Consider the following 24,056-nt stretch of genomic DNA (forward strand, 5'->3'; position numbering starts at 1 on the left):
GGACCGTTCGATTCGGAGGTTCCAGATGTCCTCAGCGCTCACCCGGTCCCTGCTCCACCGGTTCCTTCTCTTCCGGCATGTCCTCCTTCTTCGCCAGCGCGCTGGGCCACCACACGGGACGGCCGATGTCGTAGACGAGCGCCGGGACGAGCAGGGTCCGGACGATCAACGCGTCGAGGAGGACGCCGAAGGCGACGATGAACGCGATCTGCGCCAGGAAGATCAGCGGGATGACCGCCAGGGCGGAGAACGTCGCCGCGAGGATCACGCCGGCCGAGGTGATGACTCCGCCGGTGACCGTGAGCCCGCGGAGAACACCTCGGCGCGTACCGATCTGCAGTGCTTCCTCGCGGACGCGGGTCATCAGGAAGATGTTGTAGTCGATGCCCAGCGCGACCAGGAAGACGAACGCGAACAGCGGCACGACCGGGTCGGCGCCGGGGAATCCGAGGATGTGGTTGAACACGATCGACGAAATTCCCAGTGTGGCCGCGAAACTCAGGATGACGGTGGCCATCAGGAGGATCGGGGCGACGATCGCCCGGAGCAGCGCGCACAGGATGAGCAGCACGACGATGCTGACGATCGGGATGATCAGGTTCCGGTCGTGGATGGCCGTCGTCTTGGTGTCGAGGTCGACCGCCGTCGGACCACCCACGAGCGCGTCGGCGCCGTTGACGTTCCCCACCGCGTCGCGAAGACGCTCGATGGTCTCCTCGGCGGCCAGGGAATCGGCCGGATCGGTCAGGGTCGCCTGCAGAGCGACTCGTCCGTCGACGGTCTTGGGGGCGCCGCTCGGATCGGTGACCGGGACGACCTCGGCGACGCCGTCGACATTCGCCGCCGTGTTCTGCACCTGCTGCAGCGATGCGGCGTCGGCGATGATGACCGCGGGTGAACCGTCCCCGGCGTCGAAGTGGGCGGTGAGGACTTCTTGGCCCTCCTGCGACTCCACTGCTACGAGGAAGGTGTCGGACTGCGCGACCCCGTCGGCCTTGAACTGGGGGAGGAACAGCGCGAAGAGCACGAGTAGCAACGTCGTGGCCACCCAGAAGCGGCGGGGGTGCCGTCCGATCCGGTTCGCCAGGGCGCCCCAGAAGCGATGATTGCTGCTGTCGTCACGTTGCGCCGACGCCGGGTCGACGACCGGTCGCTTCGGCCAGAAAGCACTGCGTCCGAGCAGGGTCAGCGCCGCGGGGAGGAACGTCATCGACGCCAGGAACGATGCCGCGATGCCGATCGCGGCAACGGGGCCGAGACCGCGGTTGGAGTTCAGATCCGACAGCAGGAGGCACAGCACACCGGCGATGACCGTGCCGGCGGAGGCGGCGACCGGTTCGAGGGTCGCGCGCCACGCGGCCCGCATGGCGTCGTACTTGTCGGCGGTCAGCCGTAGTTCTTCTCGATAGCGGGACACCAGGAGCAGGGCGTAGTCCGTCGCCGCACCGAACACGAGGATGAAGAGGATGCCCTGGCTCTGGCCGTTGAGGGTGAGCACGTCGTTCGACGCGAGCACGTAGACCAGCAGGCTGGCGAGCCCCAGCGCGAACACGGCGGACACGATCACGACGAACGGGAGGATCGGACTGCGGTACACCACGATGAGGATCAGGATGACGACCGCGCCGGCAACCAGTAGCAGCAGGCCGTCGATCCCGCCGAATGCCTCGGTGAGGTCGCCCGCGATGCCTGCGGGTCCGGTCACATACACCGACAGTCCCTCGGGCGGGCCGTTCGCGAGTTCCGCACGCAGAGCCTCGATGCTTTCCGAGATCTCCCCGGAGGAGTCGACGGGCACGATCATCTGGATCGCCTGACCATCCTGCGAGCGGATCGGCGGAGACGTTCGCTCGGAGATCCCGTCCGAGCCGGCGACCTTGCCCACCGCCTCGGACACGAACGCGAGGTCGGCCTCGGTGATGCCGCTCGTACGTTCGGCCACCACGACGGCCGGGATCTCGGAGGAGTCCACGAAGTCGGCTTCCAGGCGGGAGACCTCGGTGGCTTCGGCGGACGCGGGCAGGAACGACGTGTTGTCGTTCGCCTGTACGTCACCGAGTTTTCCGGCGAACGGTCCGCCGACAGAACCCAGGGCCAGCCATCCGATAACCAAGAGGGCTGGCAGAATCCATCGCAAGCGACTGACTCGTCGAGCAGAGGTGGGTGGGTTCACGGGCTTCCGTTCGTCGGTTGCGGGTGGAGTGCGTGAGCACCATGATGTTCAGCAGGCTGAACAATTGCAAGTCTGCGCGGTGTGACGTAGAGAATCGGCAGGACAAGGTGAACGACGGGAACGACGGGATGGACGGGTGGCCGACCGGTCGGCTGCTGTCGGTGGCGGCACGGCTCGTCGAGCACGCCTGGGAGGCGGTACTGCGGGAGTACGACATCTCGAGCGCCGGACTCGTCGTCCTCCATGTGGTGAGCACGGGACCGGCCACCCAGCGCGAGGTCGCCAAGAAGGCCAGGGTGACCGATCAAACTGCGAGCCGCACCATCGAGCGACTGGAACGAATGGGTTACGTACGGCGTCAGGTCGATCCCGACGACGAGCGGCGAAAGCATGTGAGCGCGACTCCGGCCGGTGCCGAGGTCTACCGCGCATTGCTCGAACGGGAGCGAACCGACCCGGCGCTGATCGCGTCCATCGGCGCGTCAGAACCGCAACTCCGTCGATTGTTGCTCGAACTGATTCGCGTGCAACAGGATCGGAGCTCGGGGCCGTCATAGCGTCGCGTCGGTGCTCAACCCGCGTCGCGGGCCGCTTCGAGTCCGGCGACGAGCGCGTCGACCTTCGCCCGGTTCTCCGCCGACGTCATCAGCCCGACGAACGGCGGGCGCGAGAAGGTGAGGGTCACCTGGAGGAGCTGTTCGCGTTCACCGCCGAACAGCTTCCTCCGTCGGTCGGTCTCGGTGACCTCCGCGGAGACGAACGATGCCGCCGGTAACCGGGTCTTGGACGTGCCGCCGCGGAGTTTCTCGAACCACTCGCCATCGAGCACGACCGTTTCATTCGACAGACCATGGATCTCGAGCACGTGCTACCCCTCGCCCTGCGGATTGTGTCGTGATCACGATATCCGCCGCGAACGTCGACGCCGGGGTTTGCGGCAGATCACAACACCGTTGTCCTTCGACGCCGGCGCGCACTACTGTGCCGATCGTGCATACACCGACCTGCTGGGCCAACACTCGTTCGGCGACCCGTGGCTGAGGTGAGACTTCGGCAGGCCGACGACGCCGACACGGACCGCCTCGTGGCCGTGTGGCGTTCGGCGGTCGAGGCTACGCATCACTTCCTGACTTCCGCCGACATCGACGGCTACGCGGATCGACTCGCACGAGACTACTTTCCGGCGGTCGAGTTGGTCGTCGCGGAGGCCGACGGAGTGGTCGTCGGCTTCAGCGGAACCGCAGAGAATCGGCTCGAGATGCTGTTCGTCGATTCGGCCGCCCACGGGCGGGGCATCGGCACGGTGCTTCTCGATCACGCGGTCGCGCACGGCGGCGTCGACGAACTCGACGTCAACGAACAGAACCCGGGCGCCGCGGAGTTCTATCGGCGCAGGGGGTTCGAGCAGGTGGGCCGCTCGCCGGTGGATTCCGACGGCCAGCCGTTCCCGTTGCTGCACTTTCGGCGCGCCGGGGTCCCGTGACACGTAGGTTCGCGCCGCAGAGCCGGGCGCATCGCGGGTGCAGAACTTGTTCACCGTCACCACTGCCATTCGAGGCCATTAGAAGACTCGCGTACGAGTGACGGCTCACGTTCGGATGTGTCGAACTGCGACTGCTGCCCTAACTTATTCACCGTCATTACTGCCAGTCGAGGCCTTTAGAAGACTCGCGTACGAGTGACGGCTCACGTTCGGATGTGTCGAACTGCGACTGCTGCCCTACGCAGCTGATACCGCGCCGAAGACAAACGGGGACGGGAGAGTTCGAGTCCGGCATCGTCGGCGATGTGCTCGACAACCTGGTCGACACTGCGTTCGTCTGCTGGCACATGGCTTGCGAATCGGTCCTCGCCAAGCCGGGCGACGCACCTCCCAGTCTGTTTCATCGCCCAGGTCTCATCGGCGCCGAGGATGGGGCCGAGACGGTGAGCAAGGCGGGCTCTGAGACGTCGATGGATCACTTCGACGGAAGCGGTCAGGGTGTAGTGCCTGACATCGGCGCCATGCTCTTTGAGTCCACCGACGATCTCGTCGAAGTACTCAGCGTCGACGAGCGTCATGGGAACTATCACCGGGCAGTCGCTTGATTGTTCGGCATCCAAGAGGGTTTGGGTGACGCCCGTGCGCCACTGCGGTAGGTCCTGAAAATCGTCGCGCCGGGCGGGCGGCAGCATCTTGTGCATCGCGAATCCGAGGAGTTCGGGATCGGCCACGTGCGACGCAGTCAGCCGGCGGTGAAGCTCGTGTGCGGTCTGTGTCTTACCGACGCCGAAGGCGCCGTTGATCCAGATCAACATGACGTGAGGTTACCGACAGGTGGGCCGCGCTTCCGGTGAAGCGGTCAGGGGCGATGTCGGTCCGCCGGTCAGGATTCGTGCCTCCGATCCTCGGTGCCGCCTGCCTGGCCGGGGGAGAGGCGCACCCGCACTTCACTGGTGCCAGGCCACTCGTCGGCGTCGGGACCGTAGAGCCAGGTCGCCGTGAGGAGGTGCGGGGGAGTGGACCAGCTATTCGTCGACGTCTCGCAATGGACCGGGTGGTCGACCCACTAGTCGCCGCCACCCGAGCTTCCGCCAGAGGAATCGGAGCCGCCGTCGCCTGACGATCGGGAGCACCAGGGCGAGCACGAAGAGCAACGCGGCTACGACGACGGTCAGCCAATCCGGCGCCCCGAGTAACGCGGTGACGATGGTGGTTCCGATCGCGACGAACATCAAGACCGTTCCGAGCGTGATGCGCGGCAATGCTCCTCCTTGATAGCGACGTCGAGGTCTGTCCGACTGCCGTCTCCGCGACAGGTTACGCAGGTGTTTGGCGGTGTCTCCGTCGAAACTTCACAGGACCGACGGCTCGTCGGCATGTTCGAGTTGACGCGTCCGGGATCATTGGCCACATGGAAACCAAATACGAGGCTTGGCCTGCACTACCGGTGGATTCGTGGGTCGACACAAGGGACACCGTCCAGTTGTGGACCCAGATCGTCGGCAAGACGCGTCTCGCTCTCGGACCCGAGGTCAACCACTGGTGGGGCGTACCGCTGTATGTGGACGCACGTGGCCTGACCACGTCTCTGATGGCCGTCGGAGACCGCGGCCTCGAGATCCGCTTCGACTTTCTGGACCACCAGCTGCTCTTCCTCGTCACCGATGGCAGCACCCGTCAGATGAAGCTGGAACCGCGGACGGTTGCCGATTTCTACGCGGAGTACACCGCCCACCTCGCCGACCTCGGTTTCGACATCGCCATCGTCGGTACTCCCGTCGAACTGCCCGATGCGACCCCGTTCGCCGAGGACACCGCCCACTCGTCGTACGACGCCGACGCCGTGTCTCGGTTCTGGCGGTCTCTCGTCAGTGCGCATCGCGTGCTGTCGGAGTTCCGCGGCGGCTTCCGTGGCAAGTCGTCACCCGTGCACTTCTTCTGGGGCGCTTTCGATCTGGCTGTCACGCGGTTCTCGGGTCGCAGCGCACCCCAGCATCCGGGTGGTGTACCGAATTGCCCCGACTGGGTGATGCACGAGGCCTATAGCGACGAGGTGTCGAGCGCGGGCTACTGGCCGGGTGGCGCCGAGGAGGGGGCCTTCTACGCCTACGCCTACCCACATCCCGAGGGCTACGACACGCACCCGGCGGTCGAGGCTCCGGCGCGATGGGATGCCGCACTGGGCGAGTACATCCTGCCGTATCACCTTGTGCGCCAGTCGCCGGACCCGGACGCGGTGGTCCTGAAGTTCCTCGAGCAGACTCATCGTGCGGCGGCGGAGACGGCGGGCTGGGACTAGACGCCGGCCGGCGGCGGACGTTACGGACTTCCAGAGGTCACCTCGTCGACGCGACTTCAAACGGAGTGGTGTCGACGGGGTCTGTTCGTCGTTCGTCCTGGCCGGTTGCGATCTCGCTCAGCGGCGCCGCTCGCCACCTAGCCCCCGTGCCTATCCGGCGAGCTGAGCGTCCAGCGCTTCGAACGCCGCGCGCCAGCCGGCGGCCGCGTACTCGTACTGCTCGTCGGTGAGGTTGCCACCGGTTTGGCTGAAACGGATCTCGGTGCCGTTGTCGACTGCCATGAAGTCAGCGGTGAGGAGTTCACGTTCATCACCCGGCGCGTCGGTCATCGTCAGTACGAGTCTGTTCGGCCGTCGGACCTCGACGTACTCACCGCGCCAATGAAATTCGGGGAAATCGTCCCCGACGATCATCGTTGCTGCCCAGGTGCCCCCGGGTCGGGCGTCGAGCGATACCGATTCGACGGGGACCTGATTCGCGCTGCCGCCGAAGACCGCGGCGAACAGAGCCGGCGTCGTCCACGCGTCGAACACGGCGGCGGGAGAAGCGTTCAGTGTGTAGGTGAGGGTTACCCCGGTTGCGTCCGTCATGGTGTCACTGCCTTCTGGTCGTCGACGTCGGCCGACATCGATGTTGTTGCGCCGCGGACGGCTCGGTCCGCAGGAGGGCAGACTCTCGTTGCTCGCAGAACTCATCGGGCTCACGGCGGGGAGGACGCTGACCTGGGTGCGGTTGGGCAGGGACAGTCGGGCGAGTCTTGATCGGCGCCGACCCACCGGCCAGGTCTGCTAGGTTCTCGACGACGTGCCTTTCCAGGCGAACAGGAACCGGTGGGTATCAGTTGTGAACGAAGAACCGCGCGCCGGCGGCAAGGCGCCCGCGATGAGGCCGTCCGAGGCGCCGATCGAGGAAGTGCTCGACCGAGCAGTCGGTCCACGTCGGGACGAGGCCGATGAACTGGTCGCCCTGCTCGCTGAGATCTCCGGACACCGGCCCGTCGTCTGGGCCGGCCGTATGATCGGCTTCGGCGAGTACGAGTACCGCTACGCCAGCGGGCATGGCGGTCGGGCGCCGGAACTCGCTTTCGCGCCCGGCCCGAAGAATCACACCATCTACCTGGTCAGCGACTTCGCGACGCAATGGCCAGATCTCATCGACCGGCTGGGAAAGTGTCGCGTCGCCAAGTCGTGCCTCCACGTCACTCGCCTCCGAGACGTCGATCATGCAGTGCTGACAACGCTTCTCGAACGATCGTTGGCGCAGACACGTTCGTCCCACGGGGGTTGAGATCACCGCGGCCGGTATGCGGTCAGTCGAGATATCCGGTCTCCGGGTTGATGTTCGAGAGGAACTCCCTGATCGACTCGCGGTGGTCGCGAATCGTCGGCAGGGGGAGTGGCAGCGGGGCGGGCGGGAGCCCGTCGTCGCTCTGCCACGCGACACGCGGGCCGCTGGAGCCGAAGCCGTACCCAGGGTTCGGGCCCGACGTCCACGTGCTCGAATACCCACCGTCGGCATGGACTGTCACTTGAAACAGTTCACCGTCGACGACCAGATCGACCGGGCCGTCGGCCGGCGTCGGGCGCCAGTCATCGCTCTGTTGCGCAATCATCCGTGGGACGTTAGAGACTCACGTCGGTACTCGCATGGCATTTTTCCGCAGACGGGGACGTGACTCCGAGTGGTGATCAGTGGCCGGGGAAGTGATCCGGCCCGATGGTCATTTGCGGCCACGGTGGTTGCCGCAGGACCGCAGCCGATCCCAGCGCGGCCGCGACGAGGCCGGTGATCACGCCGATGAGTGCCACCCGGCCGCCGTCGACCGCCGGGGTCCAGGTCGTTGCCCCCTCGGTCACCGTGTACGCGCCGACGGCCACCGACCGGTCGCGGAACCCGCGGCGAGACACCAGGATCATCGTGGTGCGTTCGTCGATGACGATCGGTTCCTCGAAGTACGTGCCGCGCCGTACGGTGGATTCGTTGTCCGACATCAGTTCTCCTATCGTTCTATGGGCGATCACGAGGTGGGGGTACCTTGTCACCGGCGGTTTGTCGTCACGAGTCCAGATTGTCGCGCCGCCACTGTGACGGGGTCACCCCGAACGCGGCTCGGAACCGCTTGGTGAAATGCGTCGGGTCGCTGAACCCATGAGCGCGGGCGATGGCCGGGACGGTCAGATATCGACGGGTGATCATGGCGTCGCGGGCACGGTCGAGGCGGCGTCGGATGATGTGATCCGTGAGCCGACCCTCGGCACTCGACCAGTCGGCATACAACTTCCGGGTCGACACGTTGTGGGCCGCGACGATCGTCTCTGCCGACAGGTCGGCGTCGGTCAGGTGCTCGTCGATGTAGGCCTTCACCCGAACGATCAGGTCATCGACCGGATCGCGTGCTTCGGTCTGCGCCGACGTGAGCAGCAGCGAGCGCACGATGTCGGTACTCGCGGAAGCCAACTCCGGGAGGACCCCCGGGTGGTGTTCGGCGATACGCCCGAGGTGGACGAGGTGATTGCGGACGAACATGGTGAGCGGGTTGGAGTCGTCCAGGTTTCTGATCCCGAGCCGGACGGTCTCGGCCGGAAGAATGAGCCACGACTGCGGGAGGTGAAGCGCGACAATCGTCCCCGGTTCGCGGGTTCGGAAGTCGAATGACGTCGACTGATCGACGACCGCCAGTTCGGTCCTGCGCCGGGAATCCTCCGTGGTCCCGAGCCGACTATGCCACGAGTCCCCACCCGGAACGGCGACGAAGAGTCGTGGCGCCACTGGTGCACCGCCGCGTTCACCGGCACCCGATGCCGACACCCCGTGATGTCGGACCGAGGTCAGCCACATCTCGTCGCCCATCGGCCATGATCGGACGACCGGAACGTGGAGCGCGTCGGACCCGTGCGCCGAGAGGGTGATCGCGTGTGCGCGCACGGATCAGTCGTCCGAGTCGGGGGTGAGCCGACGCCATGCGCGCGGCGTCATGCCGTACACCTCGCGGAACCGGCGGCTGACGAACGACGGGTTGACGAGTCCCCAGCGCCGTGCAACCTGTGCGACCGATTGGTGTCGGCTCGCCGACCGGGCGAGTTCGTCGCGGAAACCCTCGAGGCGGGACGCGAGGATCCACTGTTCGAGACTGATGTCGGCATCGGCGCAGAGCCGGAACAGCTTTCGTACGGAGATGTCGTGGGCATCGGCGATCATCCCCGCAAACAGTTCCGGATCGCCCAGGTGACGCCGCACATAGCCACGAATCCGGGAGAGCAGGACGTCATCCATTGCTGCAAGGCCGTAATCGAGTCGTAGGCGGATGCGAGCAGCGCCCGCGTCAACTCGATGGTGGCGCTTCCGACGGCATCTGCCGCGACGTCATCGGCGGACAGTCGATTTCCGTCGTCGGTCATCTCGTTGATGTGACTGCGCAGCAACGGATACAACGGACTCGCCGGCAGCCGACGCGACGCTCCGCGGATGACCTCGTTCGACAATCCCAGGTCTTGCAGCGGCACGTAGAGCGCCCTCGATGCCCCACGGCCACTCCATGCATAGCCGTACGACGTGTTCATGTCGTTGATCATCAGGTCGCCCTTCTGCACAACGCGTTGCTCGCCGTACATCTCGTGGCGCCCGGCGCTGCGCTCCTGCACGGCGACGGCGAGGACGTCGGCGGGACTGGACCGGACCTGTTCCGTGGAGCGCACGAGTCGCATTCCTCCCATCTGCGCCCGGAAGATGCTCGCGCGGCCATAGGAGAACACCTCGATGACTGCGTCGTCGGCGGTCGGCTCGTCGAGTGCGACGGTCGTGGGCCAGGACTGCTCGAGAAAGGCCGCGCGCGTGAATTCCTCACGGTCGGCCTCCGTCAGGTCGGCGGAACGATAGACGATCCCCATGTCCCTCCTCAGCGCCGTCGACTATCGCGACCACAGCGTCGTGAGCAGGAAGGACAACGTGAATCGGTCAGGATTCATGGCGGATCTCCCACCACGTGCGCGGGGTGAGCCCATATAGGTCGCGAAATGATGCTTCGAAGGTGGCGAGGTCGGCGAAACCGTGAGCGCGGGCAAAAGCGGCGTCGGGTTCGGTTCGGCGTCGGCGGAGATCCGCGTGAGCTCGATGGAGACGCTTCGCGGTGATCCATCGCGGCACGTCCACCCCCGCGACGGCCGCGAGGCGGGTGACCTCGCTCACCGGCGTGTCGAGGTGGCCGGCGACAGCGCCGATCGACAGATCGGGATCGGTCAGGTGGTCGGTGAGGAAGGTGTCGACACGTCGTACCCAGCGATCGATGTCGGCGTCGTCAGGAGCTGGATCGTGTGGCGCCAGCAGGCAGCGGATGAGGGCATTCGACGATGCGGCGAGTGATTCCGTCGCGAGACCGGGGACCTCGTCGTCCCGGTCGATGCACAAGTCGTCGATGTGGCGGCGGACGATTGCGTACAGCGGACTCGTGGTCAGGCGTCGCGCGGCCTCGCGGATCTGTGTGCCGGTGAGCCCGACGTCGGATGTCGGGATGTGCAGACATCGAGAGCAACCCCAGCCAGCCCAACCGAATTCGTAGGGAGCATCGAGCTCGACGACCATCATGTCGCCGGGACGAACGATCCGCTGATCACCGTCCTGCTCGAATCTCGCCACGCCGAACGTCTGCACCGCGATGCCGATGGTGCCCGTCGGACCGCGACGCACATCGCGCGCAGTCCGACTCAAGTGGTTGCTCGTCATCGATGCACAGAACAGATGGTTGTCACCCAGCCGCCACGTTTCCATGACTGCAGTCATGGGGGAGTCGACGAACGCCACCGTCGACGGCGCCGACTGCTCCCGGAACACCGTCCGTGCCATATCGACTCGATCGCGTGGCGCGTGGTCAAGGCTGTCGAAGACGACCGCCACCGTCAGCCCCGGTCGACGGTGCAGGCGTGCAGAACTGACCCGTCGTCTGATGCATCGTGTGACGAGAGTGCTTGTGCAGGAGAGTCTGTCGCTGTACGCACAGAGGGGGGGACGTGAACATGAGACCGCCTTTCTGGGTGTCGAAGCGGACACTGTAAGCGATTTGGCCGCGGCCGGTCTGGTTGTGGCCGCACCGATGTGTGCTGTCCGCGCACGAGGCGGAACCCCGGAGTTGGCTGTCTGTGCACGAAAATTGTCTCTCCGTGCCAGTCCACAGAACGCTCGCTCAGCCTGCTGTTCACTCGGCAACCATGGCCGTAGTATTCGACACCGCGTTGTTACCGTACGCCGATCGCATCGAGGCGACCGTGTCGGCGATGCAGGACCAGTCGGTTCCGTCCACCGTGATCCTCAACGAGACAGGCGCCGTCCGATGCCGAATGGATGTGTGGAGCTACGGAAGAGCGACGATCTTCCAGGCCGAGATGACCGGCTTCCGGCTGCGGCGCACCGAACGTCAGATCCGGAGCAGTCCGGGCGAACAACTCGGTATTGCGTTGCATCGCAACTGTATCGGCCGACAGGAGCAGCACGGTGTGCAGCGGGAGGTTCGGCCCGGTGCGTTGATGATCACCGACCACAATGCGCCCTACGACTACGAGCTGGCCGGCCCGGGCGTGCCGTTCTGTCTGTACGTGCCGGTGGAGGAACTCGGCCTACCGCGCGAGGTGGTCTGGGCGGCGTCGGAACGGTTGGCGAAGAGTCCGTTGCACAACATGGTGGTCGACCACATCACCGAGCTGACCTGCAAGGCCGACGAGTTGGCGGCGTCGGAGGTCGCCGCACAGCTCGGTGAGACCAGCATCGATCTGGTCCGGGCCCTCATCGCATCCGCCTACGACGCGGAGTATGCGCGGGGGACGATGCTCGGAGTGTTGCTTCCCAGGATCCGCGGATACATTCGCCTGCACCTCAGCGATCCGGACCTGTCGCCGACGTCGATCGCGCGAGCACACGGCATCACCGTCCGAAAACTGTTCCAGCTCTTCGCCGATGCCGGCATGAGTCTCGAGCAGTGGATCATCACGAGTCGACTCGAGGGCGCGCACGACGACCTCGCTCGGGCCGAGACCGCTCATCAGCCGGTCGCGGCCATCGCCCGGCGCTGGGGCATCACGAATCCGTCGTACTTCAGTAGACGATTCCGCGAGACGTACGGGATGAGTCCGCGTGCGTGGCGGGTACTCGCGGCGTCGCGCACGGGGTAGCGGGCAGGAAACGGCCGACTGTGACCGAATACGAAGGCCCGACGAAGAATGGCGTTGCCGATACACTCAGCGGCAGCCGGCGCCCGATTGGCCGCCGAAAGGTGTGGAGGCTGGCGCATGGCGGAGACGGTCGGGACAAGGTCGTTAATCAAGGGATTGGCGATCGTCGTCGGAGTGCTGGCCGTCTACATCGCCGTGCTGATCACATATGCGGCGGGCGGATCCACCGACGACACGGATGGGCGTGAGCCGGCCCCTGATGGGGTCCTTGTGTACCTCGACATCGACGCCGTCAACGGCGCCGCCTTCGAAGTCGCCGGAAACGTCTCGATTTCCGCCGGGGCCGATCTGCTCGACAGTCGGGGAGACCTTCGAGAGGACCTGACCGTTGACCTCTCGCCCCTTGTCTCGTCTACCGAGGTGAGGTTCGATGCCGGCACTCGCCCGGGCGCGCTGCCAGTGTTGTTGTACAGCGACGGCGACATCCGGGTCTGGCCATTCGACGGCTATGAGTCGACGTCGGTCACCGTGCAGGCGTACGGTCCGAACGAGATGGAGCTGCCGACACAGGTTGCGCTCACCGATTCGGTCATCGGATGGAACATCACAGCCGAAGACGTCGCGCCCGGTGGGCAGTCGTTCACGATCAAGTCGTCGAGAACGGCCGGATCGCTGATCTTCGATCTCGCCCTGTGCGTGATGCTCGTCGTCCTGCCGATCTGCACGTTGTTTGTCTCTATCCAGACCGTTCGACGCCGGAAGGCATTTCAGCCTCCGATGGTCACATGGTTCGCGGTGATGCTGTTCGCCGTACTGCCCCTGCGCAACATCTTTCCCGGTACGCCCCCGTTCGGGTCGTGGGTCGACTACTCGGTGGTGCTGTGGGTCCTCGGCGGACTCGTGGCGTCGCTGGCTCTGTATGTCGTCGCCTGGTGGAAACAGGCACCCTGAGGCAACACGGAGAACAGGACGAGCGCCGCGAAAGTCCGTGCCGGCGCAACGCTCTGACGTGCAGTGATTCGGCAGATCAGGTCTGGGCCCCGACGGCCCGGCAATTGTTTTGCGACGATGGTTCGATGGTGCAGATCACGGTGAACTACGACAACCCGGTATCGCCGGGGTGGCGACGATTCTCGCTAGGCCACGAGCAGGCGTGGGAACTGTCCAGTCAGGCCGAATCGTGAGACGCCCCGCGACGTCCTCATCGTTGTGGTCGACGCTGCGCGTTCGCACCACGTTCCGAAATGGCATGCCGACGACCGAATTGCACACCAACCTGCCACCCGAAGCGGTGTGGGCGACCATCACCGATGTGAACACCTGGCCGGAATGGGGGCCAACAGTTTTCGGGGCACGTGTGGACGGCGACGTCGAGTTGGCATCCGGGACACGCGGAACGATCACGACTGTCGCAGGGGTTCCGGTGCCGTTCGAGATCACCGAGTTCGTTGATGGGCGGTTGTGGGCCTGGAAGGTGGCAGGGGTGAACGCGACGCGACACGAGGTGATCCCGGTGGCGGGTGGCTGCACTGTCAGCTTCAGCGCGCCGGTTTGGGCGGTGGCATATCTACCGATTCTGGCCATCGCGTTGCCGCGGATCGAACGGATCGCATCAGGTCTCGGAAGCTGACCTCGGAAGACGCCGCTGCGTCGGCGATGTGATGACACCAGCCCGCCGCGTCTGTCGATCGCCGCTGCCGGCGGCCCCAAGGCGTCGCGCTGAACGAGGCGTACGGTCGAGCGCTCACCGACCCCGACGGCCCGTGGAGCCTGTTCGCGCAGGGGACTGTCGACGACTGGCTGACGATGCTGGCAGAGGCGCAACCGATAACCGTCCGGCACATGTCGACGGCCGAAAGTGAACGGACGGCTGTTCTCGCCGTCCTCCGTGGCGGTCTCCTCGACCTGCTGGTAACCGGCGACGTCCGACGAACCACGGCCGCCGTCCACATGGCTCTGGACTCTCTGGCTGAGCGGGTCGTACCAGAAGGCCCGCAGTAGCAGTAGTGGGTGATCGGCGCGGGTGGATTCATCAGATGGGATTGCCGGGGTCCTACTGGTAACACTGCCTATTCGATCACTGTATTTCGAGCCCGGACGTCAGAGCAGCGCAGCGAACTTCTTGGCGGTTTCGTTGGCCGATCCCGGATTCTGGCCCGTGACGAGTTTGCCGTCGACGACGGCCTAGGAGACGAACGGCAGCTTGGCTTTCTCGTAGAGGGCACCGCGTTGTTTGGCGTGTCATAAGAGGTTCGGGTGTCGGCCAACCAGTCATCCGTGGTCATGGCCGGCACGATATTCCATCATCGCGCCGAACTCGGCGCTACCCGGGAACGACGAGTGTCCGATGACACGGCAGTTGGGAGTGGTGACAGCTACTTGAGAGTCATTGACCCGCGTATTGCGGGTGGCAACCAGCTTGCGTAGTTCGCTGCCATCTGAACTGAGATTCCGTTGGTTTCGTGGCGGCGAAGGGTCCTCAGTGACAGCCGATGTGAGAGTTCGGCGTGGATTCTTGCCAGTCGGCGAGTTCGAAGTCCTAAGTTGGTGTCACCGGGTCTCATCTAGGGTGGCAAAGTCTCAATTGCATCGTCACCCGACAGCAGTAGTGGGTGATCGGCGCGGGTGGTTTCACCAATGGGACTGTTGGGTTTAGTTGACATAATGTATCTTATCGGCACTTTAAAACCAGCTGGGGGACAGGCACTTTTGCTAGAAAGTGACATAACTTGGACTGAGGTCGGGCACGAACTGGGGCTGTTCCACACCTGCTCCAACGACCTGATGGCAGATAATGACGGGGCCCGCGGAACGTCCTACACACCCACCGGCCTCACCCGCGGCCTGTACCGCAACAAGTGGGGACTCTGATGACCCACCACCGAGCAACACGACCGGCGGCCCTCACGCTCGGCATCGCCGGCATCTTCGCCGCTGCCACCCTGACCGCGTGCGGCGAACAAACCGTCGATGAGGGCATCCCACCCCTCGAATCGGCCACGGCCACCTCAACCGCCCATGCGGACTCATTCACTGACACCTCTGACTTACGTAATCTGGTGGCGATCTCCACACACGTCTTCACCGGCCGTGTCGAATCAGCTGCTGGCACCAAGGCACTCGGGCCGCTCCCCGAAACTCAGTACAGCGTGCTCACCAAAACAGCGATCAAGGGCGAAGTCCCCGAGAGCGTAGTAGTCAACCAGCAAGGCGGAGCAAGGACGGTGTCTACATTTCCGTCGACGGCGACACACCCCTCAAGGTCGGCCAGTGGTACCTGTTCGCCACCCGCTACCTCGAGTCCGAGAAGTGGTACACCCTCATCCCTGTCGACGGCCGCAAACCGGTGACCGAACAACAAGCCCGCGACAGAGCCTCAGCGCCCCTAGCCGCGGCTGAGGCCGCGTTGCGAGCCAACCCCCAAAACCGGCTCGCACCACCGGACCCACCGAGCCCGTCGATGACCTTCCCGATACCCCAACCCGGCGACCGCAACCCACCTCCACCCTCACCGGCGCCGCCCGGCTGAATCATTAAGTAGCCAGTGGTGGCATATGGAAATCGTTGGGGGAGATAGCTTGCCAGGCTCGATCGAGTTGATGACATAAGGCTGTCGGTCACGAACCGAGGTGTTCCGATGGTTCGAGATTACTCGGGGACGTCATCCTTCGCTGAGCCGGATGCGCGCGAGCACCCCGTGATGGTCGGAGCCCGGCAGATCGATCCGCCGGAACGATGTCGGTGTCGGGCCATTGCGTGTCAGCACCCGGTCGAGCGCAAGCAGCGACGGGTAGGGCCGGCCGGCAGGATAGGTCGCGACGACGCCCGATCCGAGATGCTCGGCGGCGTCGGTCAGTTGGGGCGAATTCGAGGGTCCAGACAGTAGCTGCCGGAAGGAGCGGTGGTCGTAGGTCGAGTTCGCATCGGCGCCGATGATCAGTGGATCTGTGTCGGCGAAGAGGATCGAGCGCAACTCGCGGAGCTCGGCATCCCAGCGCCACGACGGTTCGGGATACGGCGGCAACGGGTGCAGTGCATAGATCGAGATGGGCGAGCGGTTCGGAAGCAGCAGTCGCGCGCGAAGGTTCGACAGTTCGAATCCCCGCAGGAGTTGCCCGTCGGTCAGCGGGGCCCGCGCATAGATGCCAGCTCCACCTCCACCGTCTCGGGGACGGAGAAACGCGAACGGCAAGGCTTGGCGCAACCCGGCGCGCTCGAGGGCTCCCACCGCCTCAGGCGTCAGCTCGACTATCGTGAGGACGTCAACGCCTGAGTCGCGCACCCGCGACACTAGCGCGTCCGGATCAGCTTGCCCGAGATAGATATTGGCCTGCATCACGGTAAGGTCCGAGTCCGAGACCTGTTCGTCGACCCCCCGATACAGTGGGGCCTGCGCCGTCACGCCTACGGCGATGACGAGCACAGCTCCCGCCGCGGAAAGCCAGGCGCGCGCGGCGAGCAGCAGCATCAGACCGAGGACACCGACGATGATCAGCACCGGCGTGAACGCCGCTACCCGGGAAGCGAAATTGCTGACCAGGCCAGAATAGTGGGCAGCAACACCGGCAGCAGCGGCGAGGACCGCACCCCACCCGAGTGCTCGTAGCAGTCCACGCATGCGGCCGATCATGCCACGATCACCGTCACGCTCTCTGGCGGGTGATCGTCGAGTGGAGGCTGTCGGCGACAGGGGCTGTCAGCCAAGCCACCAGTCGGTTCGATCTATGGTGACCGTTACGAGAGCCGGACGGCTTCGTTGCCGACGCAGCAGCCCAGGCGAGAACTCGTGCACGCATGACGCCAACCCGTCGTCGGCCACGACGATATTGCTGGTCAACCGGGCGCACCACCGGAGCTGCGCAGCGCGTACGGGGTGATCCTGGGGCCAACGCGGAGAAACTAACCTGGATAGTAGTAACCTGGCTGTGGCTCGTTCGATATCGAACTGTTTCCATCCGGACTGACGCTTTGGACTGAAGGACTCCCCTTGGCACGGCATCGCAAAGCTGATCCCAGCCCACCCTCCGCTGGCATCCCTGCGTTCCGGCGCGACGCATCGGCGAGCCTCACCCCCGGACTCCCGGGGCTCGAGCATTCACGCATCGTGCATGCGGCCGGGCGACACCGAATGCCTGTCCCACCCGAGGTGTCGGCCGGGTTCACGCGGCGGCCCATCTTCTCGGGCGCCCCAGTGCCCTCCTACTCGCCGCGTGCGCGATCGACGACGGCGCCCGAGGCGTCGCCGTCATACCCACCACGCAGTGGCCGTCCATACACTGCGCGCTCGCGTACTGCCTTGCCCCGCCAAGCCGGGCCTGGCCATCGAGTTTTCGGGCCGCGTCGCTCACAGCGCCCGCTCGACCTCGGCAGGCATCCTTCGGCAGCGCCTACCGCACCGTGGGAGCGGGCGTTGTGTGTCGTTGAACCTCAGTCCAGCGAGCAAGCTCAGTCAGGCTTTCTCGAGGTGCTTGACGGCGAGGAGGTCTCGGGCACCTCAACTCGGTCGGCGGCTGCGGCCGGGTTGGGTGGATCACTCCTGGCCGCGGTGGTTCTATGCGCTGCCGGCGGGACTGCGGCCACTGCGCTCGCCGATCGACACGACCTGACGGTCACTCCCCTGACTCAGGCTGGCGTGCCCGTCGACGTCCAGTCCGCAGCAGCCCCACGATCTGTAACCGTCGGATCGGTGGCCGAACAGCGAAGCCGCACGTCGGCACGGGCATCGTCACGCGATGAGCTGACCTCGGTTATGCGAGAACTGGCACAGCCAGATCGCGCGCGGCCGTCTGAACCCCCGGTGCCACAACGGCCGCGGTCGGCGGCACCGACCTACGGCACCGTGACCTCAAGTTACGGAGCGCGATGGAGTACCACGCATTATGGCCTCGATATCGCCAACTCGATTGGCACACCGGTGGTCTCGACCAGCGACGGGCAGATCATCGAATCCGGTCCGGCTGATGGCTTCGGGCTGTGGATACGAGTGCTGCAAGACGACGGCACGATCGGCGTGTACGGGCACATCAACGAGACACTGGTGAGCGTCGGGCAGCGAGTCTTGGCCGGCGAGCAGATCGCAACGGTAGGAAACCGCGGCTACTCCACCGGCCCGCACCTGCACTACGAGGTCTGGCAGCAAGACGGACCCAAACTCGATCCTGCACAGTGGCTGAGAACCCGGGGGGTCTACGTCGTTGGATGACCCGCCGTATCGGCGCGGGAGGTGTGACGACGAGTGGTCCCGCACAGGTGTCGCGAGCTAGAGGCGGGACTGGGTACGCCCAATTCCTCGGGCGCAGTAGTCGGTTCGGCGGCCACACAGTTGGGCGCCTACCCCCGATCGATTGAGAGGAACGGCGTGCGGGTGGTTGTGGTTCATCGAGGGTGATCTGCGTTGGTTTCACCGATCCGGCAGACTGCACTGCATGTTCGGCAGGACAGTCGGGCTTGGCTGATTATGTTTTCTGGTCTGGTACCAACTCATGTCGCGTCCGGTCTGGCGAGTCCCTTTTTGGCCGCTCGGCGGGAGTCCATTGCCTCGGCCCGGTGATTGATACGACTTCGTAGGGGTTTGAGGACGATCATCGAGACTGGACTACTGAGAATCACGGCGAGCACGACGGCTACGAAGAACGGGACGTCCACGTCAATCAGGTAGGCGACCAATAGGATCAGTCCACATAGCACCGCAGCGAGCGCTAGGCGCGCGATGTTGTACAGCAGCGCGATGGCGATGAGAGATCTGGCCGAAGAGGCCGGCGTGGTGGTGGCGCCGTGAGAAGTGTTTCTGCGCATGGTCTATGGGCCTCCGTGTGGCGTGAATGCGATCGGGATGGATTGTGACGTGACAGTTGGTTCGGTGCCGCGTCCTGCAGCGGGGGCGGTTCATGAGATGAGATCTGTACGGATGTGAGATCTCATGGCTGATGTGCGCCGTGGTCGGCGTTTTTTCGGCCCTGGCTGGGTCAGCCATCGCCGCGCCTGCTGGTCGAAGTCTTCGCCCCACCCGGCCTGATCGGTGCGGGCCAGACCTGCGATTGTTACTGCGGTGCGTCGTTGGCCGTCGACTCCGACGGGCACTAGCCGCACCCAGATTCGGCGACGCCGGACAAGTAGAGATACAAGTAACCCAGCCAGCATCACGGTCGCCGACAACAGAACCCAGTTCTGTGCCGGCCCGTGTGATACCTGCATGGACACGAAGCGTTCATACCCGTCAAAGCGCACCACGGTGCCATCGGCGATGGTGTGAGTCTGTCCCGGGCTGAGATTGACCTGTGCCCGCTGCTGGAGCCGACCCTGCTCGATGAGCGCCCGGTTCAAGGAGTACGCATTCTGCGGGCGACCGGTATCCAGTCCGGTGTCGCCTTGGTAGATCCTGATCGCCACATACGGATCATTCGGCACGGGAAACGATGAGGTGAGCAGGGTTCCTTGGAATGCTGCGGTGGGCGCGAATAGGCCCTCGATCGCGATCTGTCGATTGCGACGTTCGTCTGCGTCGGGGTAGAGGCCGGCTGGGGTATCGAAACGGGCCGCGCCGGAGGACAGCATCGTCTGCAAGTTGTCGGGAATGAACAGCACTGTCTGAGTGCGTTGCTCACCGTTGGGGAACGTCACAGTGAACGTCGGTGCGAAGCCGTTGCCGAGGACATAGACGCGGTCGCCAGCTACTCGCAGCGGTTCGTTCACTCGGACGCGTGCAGTGCTCCACGTATCGGGATCGGACTGTCGCACGTCCCCGGTGTAGGTGACGTCGGCTTCGTACATGTCGGGCTGACCGCTCGGCAGGAACCGGGCATCGAAGCCCTCGACGCGGACACAGAATGGTGAGAGATCGGTGCCATCGACGAGGCTGCCTGCGCGGAATGAGTCATAAACCGCGGTCGAGGTGTTGCACAACCCTTGTGTGCCATCGGCGACGAGACTACGGGTGCCTTCGTAGCCGTAGAGTTTGTCGGCCGCGATCGATATCAGCAAGGCGATTAGAGCGAAGTGGAACACGAGGTTGCCCCACTCGCGGAGGTAACCCTTTTCTGCCGAGATCTCTACGGCTGCGGTGGGTCGGTGCGTAGTCGCTGGTCGTGTGGTGGTGGCTCGGCGCCAGCCCCGGAGGTTGGCGTTGATGAGGGCAGCAACCTCTTCGGGTGTTCCTTCTACGGTGTCCTCGAAATGCCGCGGCAGGCGGGTGAGGTTGCGCGGCGCGGGAACTGGACGGGCTCGCACCGCGCGCAGATGCTCGAGGATGCGGGGAGTGAGGCATCCCACAAGCGACACGAACAGCAGGACATAGATCGCGGTGAACCACGAGCTGGCGAAGACGTCGAAGAGCTGCAGTCTGTCCATCCACGTGCCGAGGGCGCCGCGGTCGGCAATGTACTGGGTTGTTTTCTGTTCGTTGAGTGGGCGCTGCGGCAGCAGAGCGCCCGGGATTGCCGCCGCGGCCAACAGGAACAGCAGCATGAGTGCTGTTTTCATCGACGTCAGCGAACGCCACAATCTGAGTAGGGGGCTAAGCCGGCGGCGTGGTCGTCGCGGCGTCGGCGCTTCGATGCTGCCGGTGTGCATCATCGTCGTCGTATGGGTAACGCCGCACCCTGGAAGTCGTCATCACTCGCGAGAGAACGAAGTGCGCGGTCGGCGACGTGATCCGCAGCTGTCTGCCAGTCGACTCCCAGCACCATCGGCCGCCGGGATTTCCTCGCCCGCATCGCCATCCGGGTCTCACCTGCTCTTCCTGCCCACACCGAAATACTACGTAGCGTAGTATTTCGGTACGCAGATGACAAGCGGTGATGCGCCCCGCTGCGGCGCGCTCGCACTTACGAGCCGTCGACACCACCCAAGTTCCTCGGGTCTCGTCATGTGCCGCCCCATCAACTACGGTGTATCGAATAGTTTTATTCGGTAGACCGAAATTTGCTATTGAGGGGCGGCAATGCGAGAGGTCATGGCTTCGGCTCGTCCGCGGCTCGCGCGAGCTCGGTCGGGGTCGCTACTGCTTGGTCCGGCCTTCGTCGCGGCCATCGCCTACGTTGATCCCGGCAATGTCGCGTCCAATATCAGCGCCGGCGCCCAGTTCGGCTACCTCCTCGTGTGGGTGATCGTGGTTGCGAACGTGATGGCGGGGTTGGTGCAGTTCCTTTCTGCCAAGCTGGGGGTGGTCACGGGCAGGTCATTGCCGGAGACGGTGCGTCTGCGCGCGTCGCGGACCGCCAGGCTCTCCTACTGGGTGCAGGCTGAGATTGTCGCTATGGCAACCGATCTCGCCGAAGTGGTGGGCGGAGCTATCGCGCTGAATCTGCTCTTCGACCTGCCGTTGCTCATCGGTGGCGTCATCACAGGTTCGGTGTCGATGGTCTTACTTCTTGTCCAAGACCGCAGAGGGCAGCAACCGTTCGAGCGGGTGATCATTGGCTTGCTGGCTGTTATTGCCATCGGTTTTCTGACAAGCACCGTCGTGGCACCACCTCCCCCCGGGGCTGTCGTGGGGGGCCTCTTGCCGCGGTTCGATGGCACGGAAAGCGTGCTGATCGCGGCCGCCATGTTGGGTGCGACGGTGATGCCTCACGCGGTGTATCTGCATTCAGGTTTGGTGCGGGATCGACACGGCCATCAACCGGAGGGGCCGGTCCGGTCGCGGCTGTTGCGTGTGACGAAGATCGATGTCGGTCTGGCGATGCTGCTGGCGGGCGCGGTCAACCTGTCCATGCTGCTGGTGGCAGCAACCACTTTGCGTGGCCGTGAAGGGGTCGATTCGATCGACGGAGCGCATGCGGCGGTCGCCGACACCTTGGGGCAAGTGGTGGCGTTGCTGTTCGCGCTGGGGCTTCTTGCCTCGGGGCTGGCATCAACCTCGGTCGGGGCGTACGCCGGCGCGATGATCATGGACGGGCTGTTGCAGCGCAGGATCCCGCTCATACTCCGACGCCTGATCACCCTGATACCTGCCATCACAGTGTTGGCCATCGGAATTGATCCCAGCCGAGCTCTGATCGTCTCGCAGGTCGTTCTGTCCTTCGGCATTCCCTTCGCACTGGTTCCGTTAGTGCGTTTCACCAGCGACAGGATGCTGATGGGCGAGGATGTGAACAATCGACTCACCACTTCGCTGGCCTGGCTTACTGCAGCGGTCATCATCGTGCTCAACGTCGCCTTGATTTACCTGACGGTCACCGGTTAAGCGAGTTCGCGCGACGGTTCGATCCCCTAGGCGTCGCGCGAAGCTGACCATTCTTGCCGCAACACATCTAGCACGATCAGGACGACGCCGATGGTGATGAATGTGTCCGCGAGGTTGAACGTGGGGAACCAGCCGGTATGGAAGTAGTCGGTGACGACACCGTCGGCGGCGCGGTCGATCAGGTTGGTGAGTGCGCCGCCGAGGACCGCGGCAAATCCGATCCGACCGGCGACCCCCGCGTCGGGTGCGACGTGCACTGCGTAGCCGGCCAGTGCGAGGGTGATGAACCCGGCCACGGCGAGTATGGCCCAGCTGGGCAGCTGATCACCGAGGCTGAATGCAACACCGGGGTTGAACGCTAACCGCAACTGGAGCACTCCCAGATCGGCCGCACTGCCCTCGGTGAGTCGGCTGACAACGAAGGAGTTGACTGCCAGCCCGACGAACGTCACCACGACAACCAGGGCCATGAGAACGCCTCGGGGGTGGAGTGTTTTCGTCACTGCCGGCGGCGCGTCGGTCACGTCAAGGCTCCAGCCGGGGTAGAACTCGCTGACGCTGCGGCGGCGTCGCCGGCATAGTTCGGGCACAGCGCTACCGCGCTACCGGTGGCCGCCAGCAGGGTCTCCGCCGAGGCCAGCAGGTCCATCAACTCGGGCCGAGTGAGGCGGTAGAACACCTGCCTACCCTGTGGGCGTCCCTCAACTAGCCCGCAGTCGCGAAGGCATGCCACATGCGCCGACACTGTCGACTGCGCCAAACCCAACTCCCCTACCAGGTCGGCGACCCTGACCTCCCCACCGGCAAGACGACGCACAATCGCCAATCGGGTGCTATCGGACAGGCTGTGAAACAACGCCACCGCCGCGTCCACATTCGTTCCGGCTCTCGACGTGCGACACCCATCCATGCTATTGATCGTCACCAGACGATAATAAGCGGTCTCCGCCGATGATGAGGGAGGGTGGTCAACAATGTTGATGAACCGCATGGAGACTGTCCTGGTGAACTCGCCGCCCCGGCGGTGGCTGCAGCGCTACGAGGCGCGTGTCTTGACTGCGTTGGGCGGACGGACCCCGGGAGCGCGCGTTGCTGAGCTGGGGTGCGGGTCGGGTTACGGCACCCGGCTGATCCTCGACGAGTTCGGCGCCGCGCGCGTCGACGCGGTAGACCTCGATCCGGCGATGATTTCTCGCGCTCGCCACCGCCTACGCCGACACACCGGCAGGGCACACCTCGCCCGAGGTAGCGCAACGGACCTGCGTTCAGCATTTCACGACGTCGGCGGTGGGCAGAACGGTACTTATGACGCAGTCTTCGACTTCGCGATCATTCACCACATCCCGAACTGGCGGGAAGCCTTGGACGAGGTGGCCCGCGTACTCAAACCGGGTGGGCGGTTCTTCTTTGACGAGGTCACCGCGACCGCCCTTGCTCGGCCGACCTACCAAGTGCTGTTTGACCATCCGAGCGAGGATCGGTTCACTGCCGGTGAGTTCCTGCACGAGTTGTCCCGCCACGGTCTCGACGTCGGCGAGCGGTGGCGAACACGCATCGGCGGCGACTACCTGTTGGGTGTCGCCACACGGCAATAGTGAGGTCGATGTGGTGGCTCGGCGGTCGCCCACCACGAGACGTTTCGAACCTTCTCTCACGCGGTGCAGTGGGTAAAGGAGCGCACAGCCTTCAACTACTATCGTGGTTAGTAAACCTAGTCCAGCGCCGAGTGGGAGGGTTCGACAATCGATGGGCCGCGTAA

At 64.7% G+C, this 24,056-nt stretch carries 26 protein-coding genes and 1 pseudogene; 9 read left to right on the forward strand and 18 right to left on the reverse strand.

Going from position 1 to position 24,056, the window contains the following annotated elements:
* Nucleotides 1-31 precede the first annotated feature (31 nt).
* Nucleotides 32-2,173 (reverse strand): MMPL family transporter, encoded by a 2,142-nt coding sequence (locus Q9R39_RS14015; protein ID WP_396275672.1) that lies wholly within the window; start codon nucleotides 2,171-2,173, stop codon nucleotides 32-34.
* Between the two features lie 41 nt (nucleotides 2,174-2,214).
* Here Q9R39_RS14015 and Q9R39_RS14020 point away from each other — a divergent pair, with 41 nt between their 5' ends.
* The gene (locus Q9R39_RS14020; protein ID WP_078114055.1) at nucleotides 2,215-2,730 is read left to right on the forward strand and encodes a MarR family winged helix-turn-helix transcriptional regulator; all 516 of its coding nucleotides are present in this window, start codon (nucleotides 2,215-2,217) and stop codon (nucleotides 2,728-2,730) included.
* Between the two features lie 14 nt (nucleotides 2,731-2,744).
* Here the strand turns inward: Q9R39_RS14020 and Q9R39_RS14025 are convergent, their stop codons facing one another.
* Nucleotides 2,745-3,038, reverse strand: a complete 294-nt coding sequence (locus Q9R39_RS14025; RefSeq protein WP_058253479.1) for a hypothetical protein — start codon at nucleotides 3,036-3,038, stop codon at nucleotides 2,745-2,747.
* A gap of 168 nt (nucleotides 3,039-3,206) precedes the next feature.
* On the opposite strand from Q9R39_RS14025, the gene Q9R39_RS14030 reads away from it, so the two are divergent.
* The gene (locus Q9R39_RS14030; protein ID WP_078114049.1) at nucleotides 3,207-3,656 is read left to right on the forward strand and encodes a GNAT family N-acetyltransferase; all 450 of its coding nucleotides are present in this window, start codon (nucleotides 3,207-3,209) and stop codon (nucleotides 3,654-3,656) included.
* Between the two features lie 203 nt (nucleotides 3,657-3,859).
* On the opposite strand, the gene Q9R39_RS14035 is transcribed toward Q9R39_RS14030, so the two are convergent.
* Both Q9R39_RS14035 and Q9R39_RS14040 read right to left on the reverse strand, forming a co-directional pair.
* Nucleotides 3,860-4,471, reverse strand: a complete 612-nt coding sequence (locus Q9R39_RS14035) for an AAA family ATPase (protein ID WP_058253478.1) — start codon at nucleotides 4,469-4,471, stop codon at nucleotides 3,860-3,862.
* Nucleotides 4,472-4,681: 210 nt separating this feature from the next.
* Entirely contained in the window at nucleotides 4,682-4,918 is a 237-nt protein-coding gene (locus tag Q9R39_RS14040; protein ID WP_058253477.1) for a hypothetical protein, read from the reverse strand.
* A gap of 149 nt (nucleotides 4,919-5,067) precedes the next feature.
* Here Q9R39_RS14040 and Q9R39_RS14045 point away from each other — a divergent pair, with 149 nt between their 5' ends.
* Nucleotides 5,068-5,955, forward strand: coding sequence for a DUF5996 family protein (locus Q9R39_RS14045; RefSeq protein WP_058253476.1), 888 nt, complete (start codon nucleotides 5,068-5,070; stop codon nucleotides 5,953-5,955).
* A gap of 150 nt (nucleotides 5,956-6,105) precedes the next feature.
* On the opposite strand, the gene Q9R39_RS14050 is transcribed toward Q9R39_RS14045, so the two are convergent.
* The 8 genes from Q9R39_RS14050 to Q9R39_RS14085 all read right to left on the reverse strand — a co-directional run bounded on the left by Q9R39_RS14050 (nucleotide 6,106) and on the right by Q9R39_RS14085 (nucleotide 10,795).
* Nucleotides 6,106-6,546: an SRPBCC domain-containing protein gene (locus tag Q9R39_RS14050; protein WP_058253475.1), complete on the reverse strand. Its 441-nt coding sequence runs from the start codon at nucleotides 6,544-6,546 to the stop codon at nucleotides 6,106-6,108.
* A gap of 247 nt (nucleotides 6,547-6,793) precedes the next feature.
* Nucleotides 6,794-7,180 (reverse strand): hypothetical protein, encoded by a 387-nt coding sequence (locus tag Q9R39_RS14055; protein ID WP_156422438.1) that lies wholly within the window; start codon nucleotides 7,178-7,180, stop codon nucleotides 6,794-6,796.
* Between the two features lie 85 nt (nucleotides 7,181-7,265).
* The gene (locus Q9R39_RS14060; RefSeq protein WP_058253474.1) at nucleotides 7,266-7,568 is read right to left on the reverse strand and encodes a hypothetical protein; all 303 of its coding nucleotides are present in this window, start codon (nucleotides 7,566-7,568) and stop codon (nucleotides 7,266-7,268) included.
* 76 nt (nucleotides 7,569-7,644) lie between these two features.
* Nucleotides 7,645-7,947 carry a hypothetical protein gene (locus tag Q9R39_RS14065; protein ID WP_058253473.1) on the reverse strand — a complete coding sequence of 101 codons (303 nt, stop codon included), beginning with the start codon at nucleotides 7,945-7,947 and terminating at the stop codon, nucleotides 7,645-7,647.
* Between the two features lie 64 nt (nucleotides 7,948-8,011).
* On the reverse strand, nucleotides 8,012-8,881 hold the full coding sequence (locus tag Q9R39_RS14070; protein WP_058253472.1) for an AraC family transcriptional regulator: 870 nt from the start codon (nucleotides 8,879-8,881) through the stop codon (nucleotides 8,012-8,014).
* A 3-nt stretch (nucleotides 8,882-8,884) separates the two neighbouring features.
* Entirely contained in the window at nucleotides 8,885-9,154 is a 270-nt protein-coding gene (locus tag Q9R39_RS14075) for a helix-turn-helix domain-containing protein (protein ID WP_231742619.1), read from the reverse strand.
* Nucleotides 9,151-9,843 (reverse strand): hypothetical protein, encoded by a 693-nt coding sequence (locus tag Q9R39_RS14080; protein WP_231742617.1) that lies wholly within the window; start codon nucleotides 9,841-9,843, stop codon nucleotides 9,151-9,153. Before Q9R39_RS14080 ends, Q9R39_RS14075 begins: the two co-directional genes overlap by 4 nt.
* Before the next feature lie 67 nt (nucleotides 9,844-9,910).
* On the reverse strand, nucleotides 9,911-10,795 hold the full coding sequence (locus tag Q9R39_RS14085; RefSeq protein ID WP_058253471.1) for a helix-turn-helix domain-containing protein: 885 nt from the start codon (nucleotides 10,793-10,795) through the stop codon (nucleotides 9,911-9,913).
* A 362-nt stretch (nucleotides 10,796-11,157) separates the two neighbouring features.
* On the opposite strand from Q9R39_RS14085, the gene Q9R39_RS14090 reads away from it, so the two are divergent.
* The 3 genes from Q9R39_RS14090 (at nucleotide 11,158) to Q9R39_RS14100 (ending at nucleotide 13,744) form a co-directional block, all read left to right on the forward strand.
* On the forward strand, nucleotides 11,158-12,114 hold the full coding sequence (locus Q9R39_RS14090) for a helix-turn-helix domain-containing protein (RefSeq protein ID WP_265968384.1): 957 nt from the start codon (nucleotides 11,158-11,160) through the stop codon (nucleotides 12,112-12,114).
* Between the two features lie 117 nt (nucleotides 12,115-12,231).
* The gene (locus Q9R39_RS14095; RefSeq protein ID WP_265968385.1) at nucleotides 12,232-13,065 is read left to right on the forward strand and encodes a DUF4436 family protein; all 834 of its coding nucleotides are present in this window, start codon (nucleotides 12,232-12,234) and stop codon (nucleotides 13,063-13,065) included.
* A 298-nt stretch (nucleotides 13,066-13,363) separates the two neighbouring features.
* Nucleotides 13,364-13,744 (forward strand): SRPBCC family protein, encoded by a 381-nt coding sequence (locus tag Q9R39_RS14100; RefSeq protein WP_265968386.1) that lies wholly within the window; start codon nucleotides 13,364-13,366, stop codon nucleotides 13,742-13,744.
* A gap of 470 nt (nucleotides 13,745-14,214) precedes the next feature.
* Here the strand turns inward: Q9R39_RS14100 and Q9R39_RS14105 are convergent.
* A pseudogene (locus Q9R39_RS14105) lies at nucleotides 14,215-14,349 on the reverse strand (type 1 glutamine amidotransferase domain-containing protein); the annotation flags it as partial.
* A gap of 1,426 nt (nucleotides 14,350-15,775) precedes the next feature.
* Nucleotides 15,776-16,582: an endonuclease/exonuclease/phosphatase family protein gene (locus Q9R39_RS14110; RefSeq protein ID WP_311277659.1), complete on the reverse strand. Its 807-nt coding sequence runs from the start codon at nucleotides 16,580-16,582 to the stop codon at nucleotides 15,776-15,778.
* Between the two features lie 1,218 nt (nucleotides 16,583-17,800).
* On the opposite strand from Q9R39_RS14110, the gene Q9R39_RS14115 reads away from it, so the two are divergent.
* A complete protein-coding gene (locus tag Q9R39_RS14115; RefSeq protein ID WP_373194821.1) occupies nucleotides 17,801-18,316 on the forward strand; it encodes a M23 family metallopeptidase in 516 nt (171 codons plus the stop codon).
* 278 nt (nucleotides 18,317-18,594) lie between these two features.
* On the opposite strand, the gene Q9R39_RS14120 is transcribed toward Q9R39_RS14115, so the two are convergent.
* The gene (locus Q9R39_RS14120) at nucleotides 18,595-18,909 is read right to left on the reverse strand and encodes a DUF4229 domain-containing protein (protein WP_051406004.1); all 315 of its coding nucleotides are present in this window, start codon (nucleotides 18,907-18,909) and stop codon (nucleotides 18,595-18,597) included.
* Nucleotides 18,910-18,999: 90 nt separating this feature from the next.
* A complete protein-coding gene (locus Q9R39_RS14125) occupies nucleotides 19,000-20,685 on the reverse strand; it encodes a cytochrome c biogenesis protein ResB (RefSeq protein WP_231381013.1) in 1,686 nt (561 codons plus the stop codon).
* Nucleotides 20,686-21,064: 379 nt separating this feature from the next.
* Between Q9R39_RS14125 and Q9R39_RS14130 the strand changes: the two genes are divergently transcribed.
* Complete coding sequence (locus Q9R39_RS14130) at nucleotides 21,065-22,297, forward strand: Nramp family divalent metal transporter (RefSeq protein WP_167383394.1); 1,233 nt, start codon at nucleotides 21,065-21,067, stop codon at nucleotides 22,295-22,297.
* 26 nt (nucleotides 22,298-22,323) lie between these two features.
* Here Q9R39_RS14130 and lspA read toward each other — a convergent pair whose 3' ends face one another.
* Together lspA and Q9R39_RS14140 are read right to left on the reverse strand one after the other, a co-directional pair.
* Nucleotides 22,324-22,767 carry a signal peptidase II gene (gene lspA, locus Q9R39_RS14135; RefSeq protein ID WP_051406003.1) on the reverse strand — a complete coding sequence of 148 codons (444 nt, stop codon included), beginning with the start codon at nucleotides 22,765-22,767 and terminating at the stop codon, nucleotides 22,324-22,326.
* A gap of 50 nt (nucleotides 22,768-22,817) precedes the next feature.
* Nucleotides 22,818-23,207, reverse strand: a complete 390-nt coding sequence (locus Q9R39_RS14140) for a helix-turn-helix transcriptional regulator (RefSeq protein ID WP_081724871.1) — start codon at nucleotides 23,205-23,207, stop codon at nucleotides 22,818-22,820.
* Nucleotides 23,208-23,286: 79 nt separating this feature from the next.
* On the opposite strand from Q9R39_RS14140, the gene Q9R39_RS14145 reads away from it, so the two are divergent.
* A complete protein-coding gene (locus Q9R39_RS14145) occupies nucleotides 23,287-23,892 on the forward strand; it encodes a class I SAM-dependent methyltransferase (RefSeq protein WP_308216958.1) in 606 nt (201 codons plus the stop codon).
* Nucleotides 23,893-24,056: the final 164 nt, after the last annotated feature.

The organism is Gordonia sp. AC31 (assembly GCF_031844505.1).
GTDB classification, from domain to species: Bacteria; Actinomycetota; Actinomycetes; order Mycobacteriales; family Mycobacteriaceae; genus Gordonia; species Gordonia hongkongensis.

Coding starts and splice junctions, on each gene's coding strand:
- Q9R39_RS14020 (WP_078114055.1), top strand. CDS start 2,215: ATGATGTTCAGCAGGCTGAACAATTGCAAGTCTGCGCGGTGTGACGTA.
- Q9R39_RS14035 (WP_058253478.1), bottom strand. CDS start 4,471: ATGTTGATCTGGATCAACGGCGCCTTCGGCGTCGGTAAGACACAGACC.
- Q9R39_RS14045 (WP_058253476.1), top strand. CDS start 5,068: ATGGAAACCAAATACGAGGCTTGGCCTGCACTACCGGTGGATTCGTGG.
- Q9R39_RS14050 (WP_058253475.1), bottom strand. CDS start 6,546: ATGACGGACGCAACCGGGGTAACCCTCACCTACACACTGAACGCTTCT.
- Q9R39_RS14055 (WP_156422438.1), bottom strand. CDS start 7,180: ATGATCGACGTCTCGGAGGCGAGTGACGTGGAGGCACGACTTGGCGAC.
- Q9R39_RS14060 (WP_058253474.1), bottom strand. CDS start 7,568: ATGATTGCGCAACAGAGCGATGACTGGCGCCCGACGCCGGCCGACGGC.
- Q9R39_RS14065 (WP_058253473.1), bottom strand. CDS start 7,947: ATGTCGGACAACGAATCCACCGTACGGCGCGGCACGTACTTCGAGGAA.
- Q9R39_RS14075 (WP_231742619.1), bottom strand. CDS start 9,154: ATGATCGCCGATGCCCACGACATCTCCGTACGAAAGCTGTTCCGGCTC.
- Q9R39_RS14080 (WP_231742617.1), bottom strand. CDS start 9,843: ATGGGGATCGTCTATCGTTCCGCCGACCTGACGGAGGCCGACCGTGAG.
- Q9R39_RS14085 (WP_058253471.1), bottom strand. CDS start 10,795: ATGGCACGGACGGTGTTCCGGGAGCAGTCGGCGCCGTCGACGGTGGCG.
- Q9R39_RS14090 (WP_265968384.1), top strand. CDS start 11,158: ATGGCCGTAGTATTCGACACCGCGTTGTTACCGTACGCCGATCGCATC.
- Q9R39_RS14095 (WP_265968385.1), top strand. CDS start 12,232: ATGGCGGAGACGGTCGGGACAAGGTCGTTAATCAAGGGATTGGCGATC.
- Q9R39_RS14100 (WP_265968386.1), top strand. CDS start 13,364: ATGCCGACGACCGAATTGCACACCAACCTGCCACCCGAAGCGGTGTGG.
- Q9R39_RS14110 (WP_311277659.1), bottom strand. CDS start 16,582: ATGCTGCTGCTCGCCGCGCGCGCCTGGCTTTCCGCGGCGGGAGCTGTG.
- Q9R39_RS14120 (WP_051406004.1), bottom strand. CDS start 18,909: ATGCGCAGAAACACTTCTCACGGCGCCACCACCACGCCGGCCTCTTCG.
- Q9R39_RS14125 (WP_231381013.1), bottom strand. CDS start 20,685: ATGATGCACACCGGCAGCATCGAAGCGCCGACGCCGCGACGACCACGC.
- Q9R39_RS14130 (WP_167383394.1), top strand. CDS start 21,065: ATGGCTTCGGCTCGTCCGCGGCTCGCGCGAGCTCGGTCGGGGTCGCTA.
- lspA (WP_051406003.1), bottom strand. CDS start 22,767: ATGGCCCTGGTTGTCGTGGTGACGTTCGTCGGGCTGGCAGTCAACTCC.
- Q9R39_RS14140 (WP_081724871.1), bottom strand. CDS start 23,207: ATGGATGGGTGTCGCACGTCGAGAGCCGGAACGAATGTGGACGCGGCG.
- Q9R39_RS14145 (WP_308216958.1), top strand. CDS start 23,287: ATGGAGACTGTCCTGGTGAACTCGCCGCCCCGGCGGTGGCTGCAGCGC.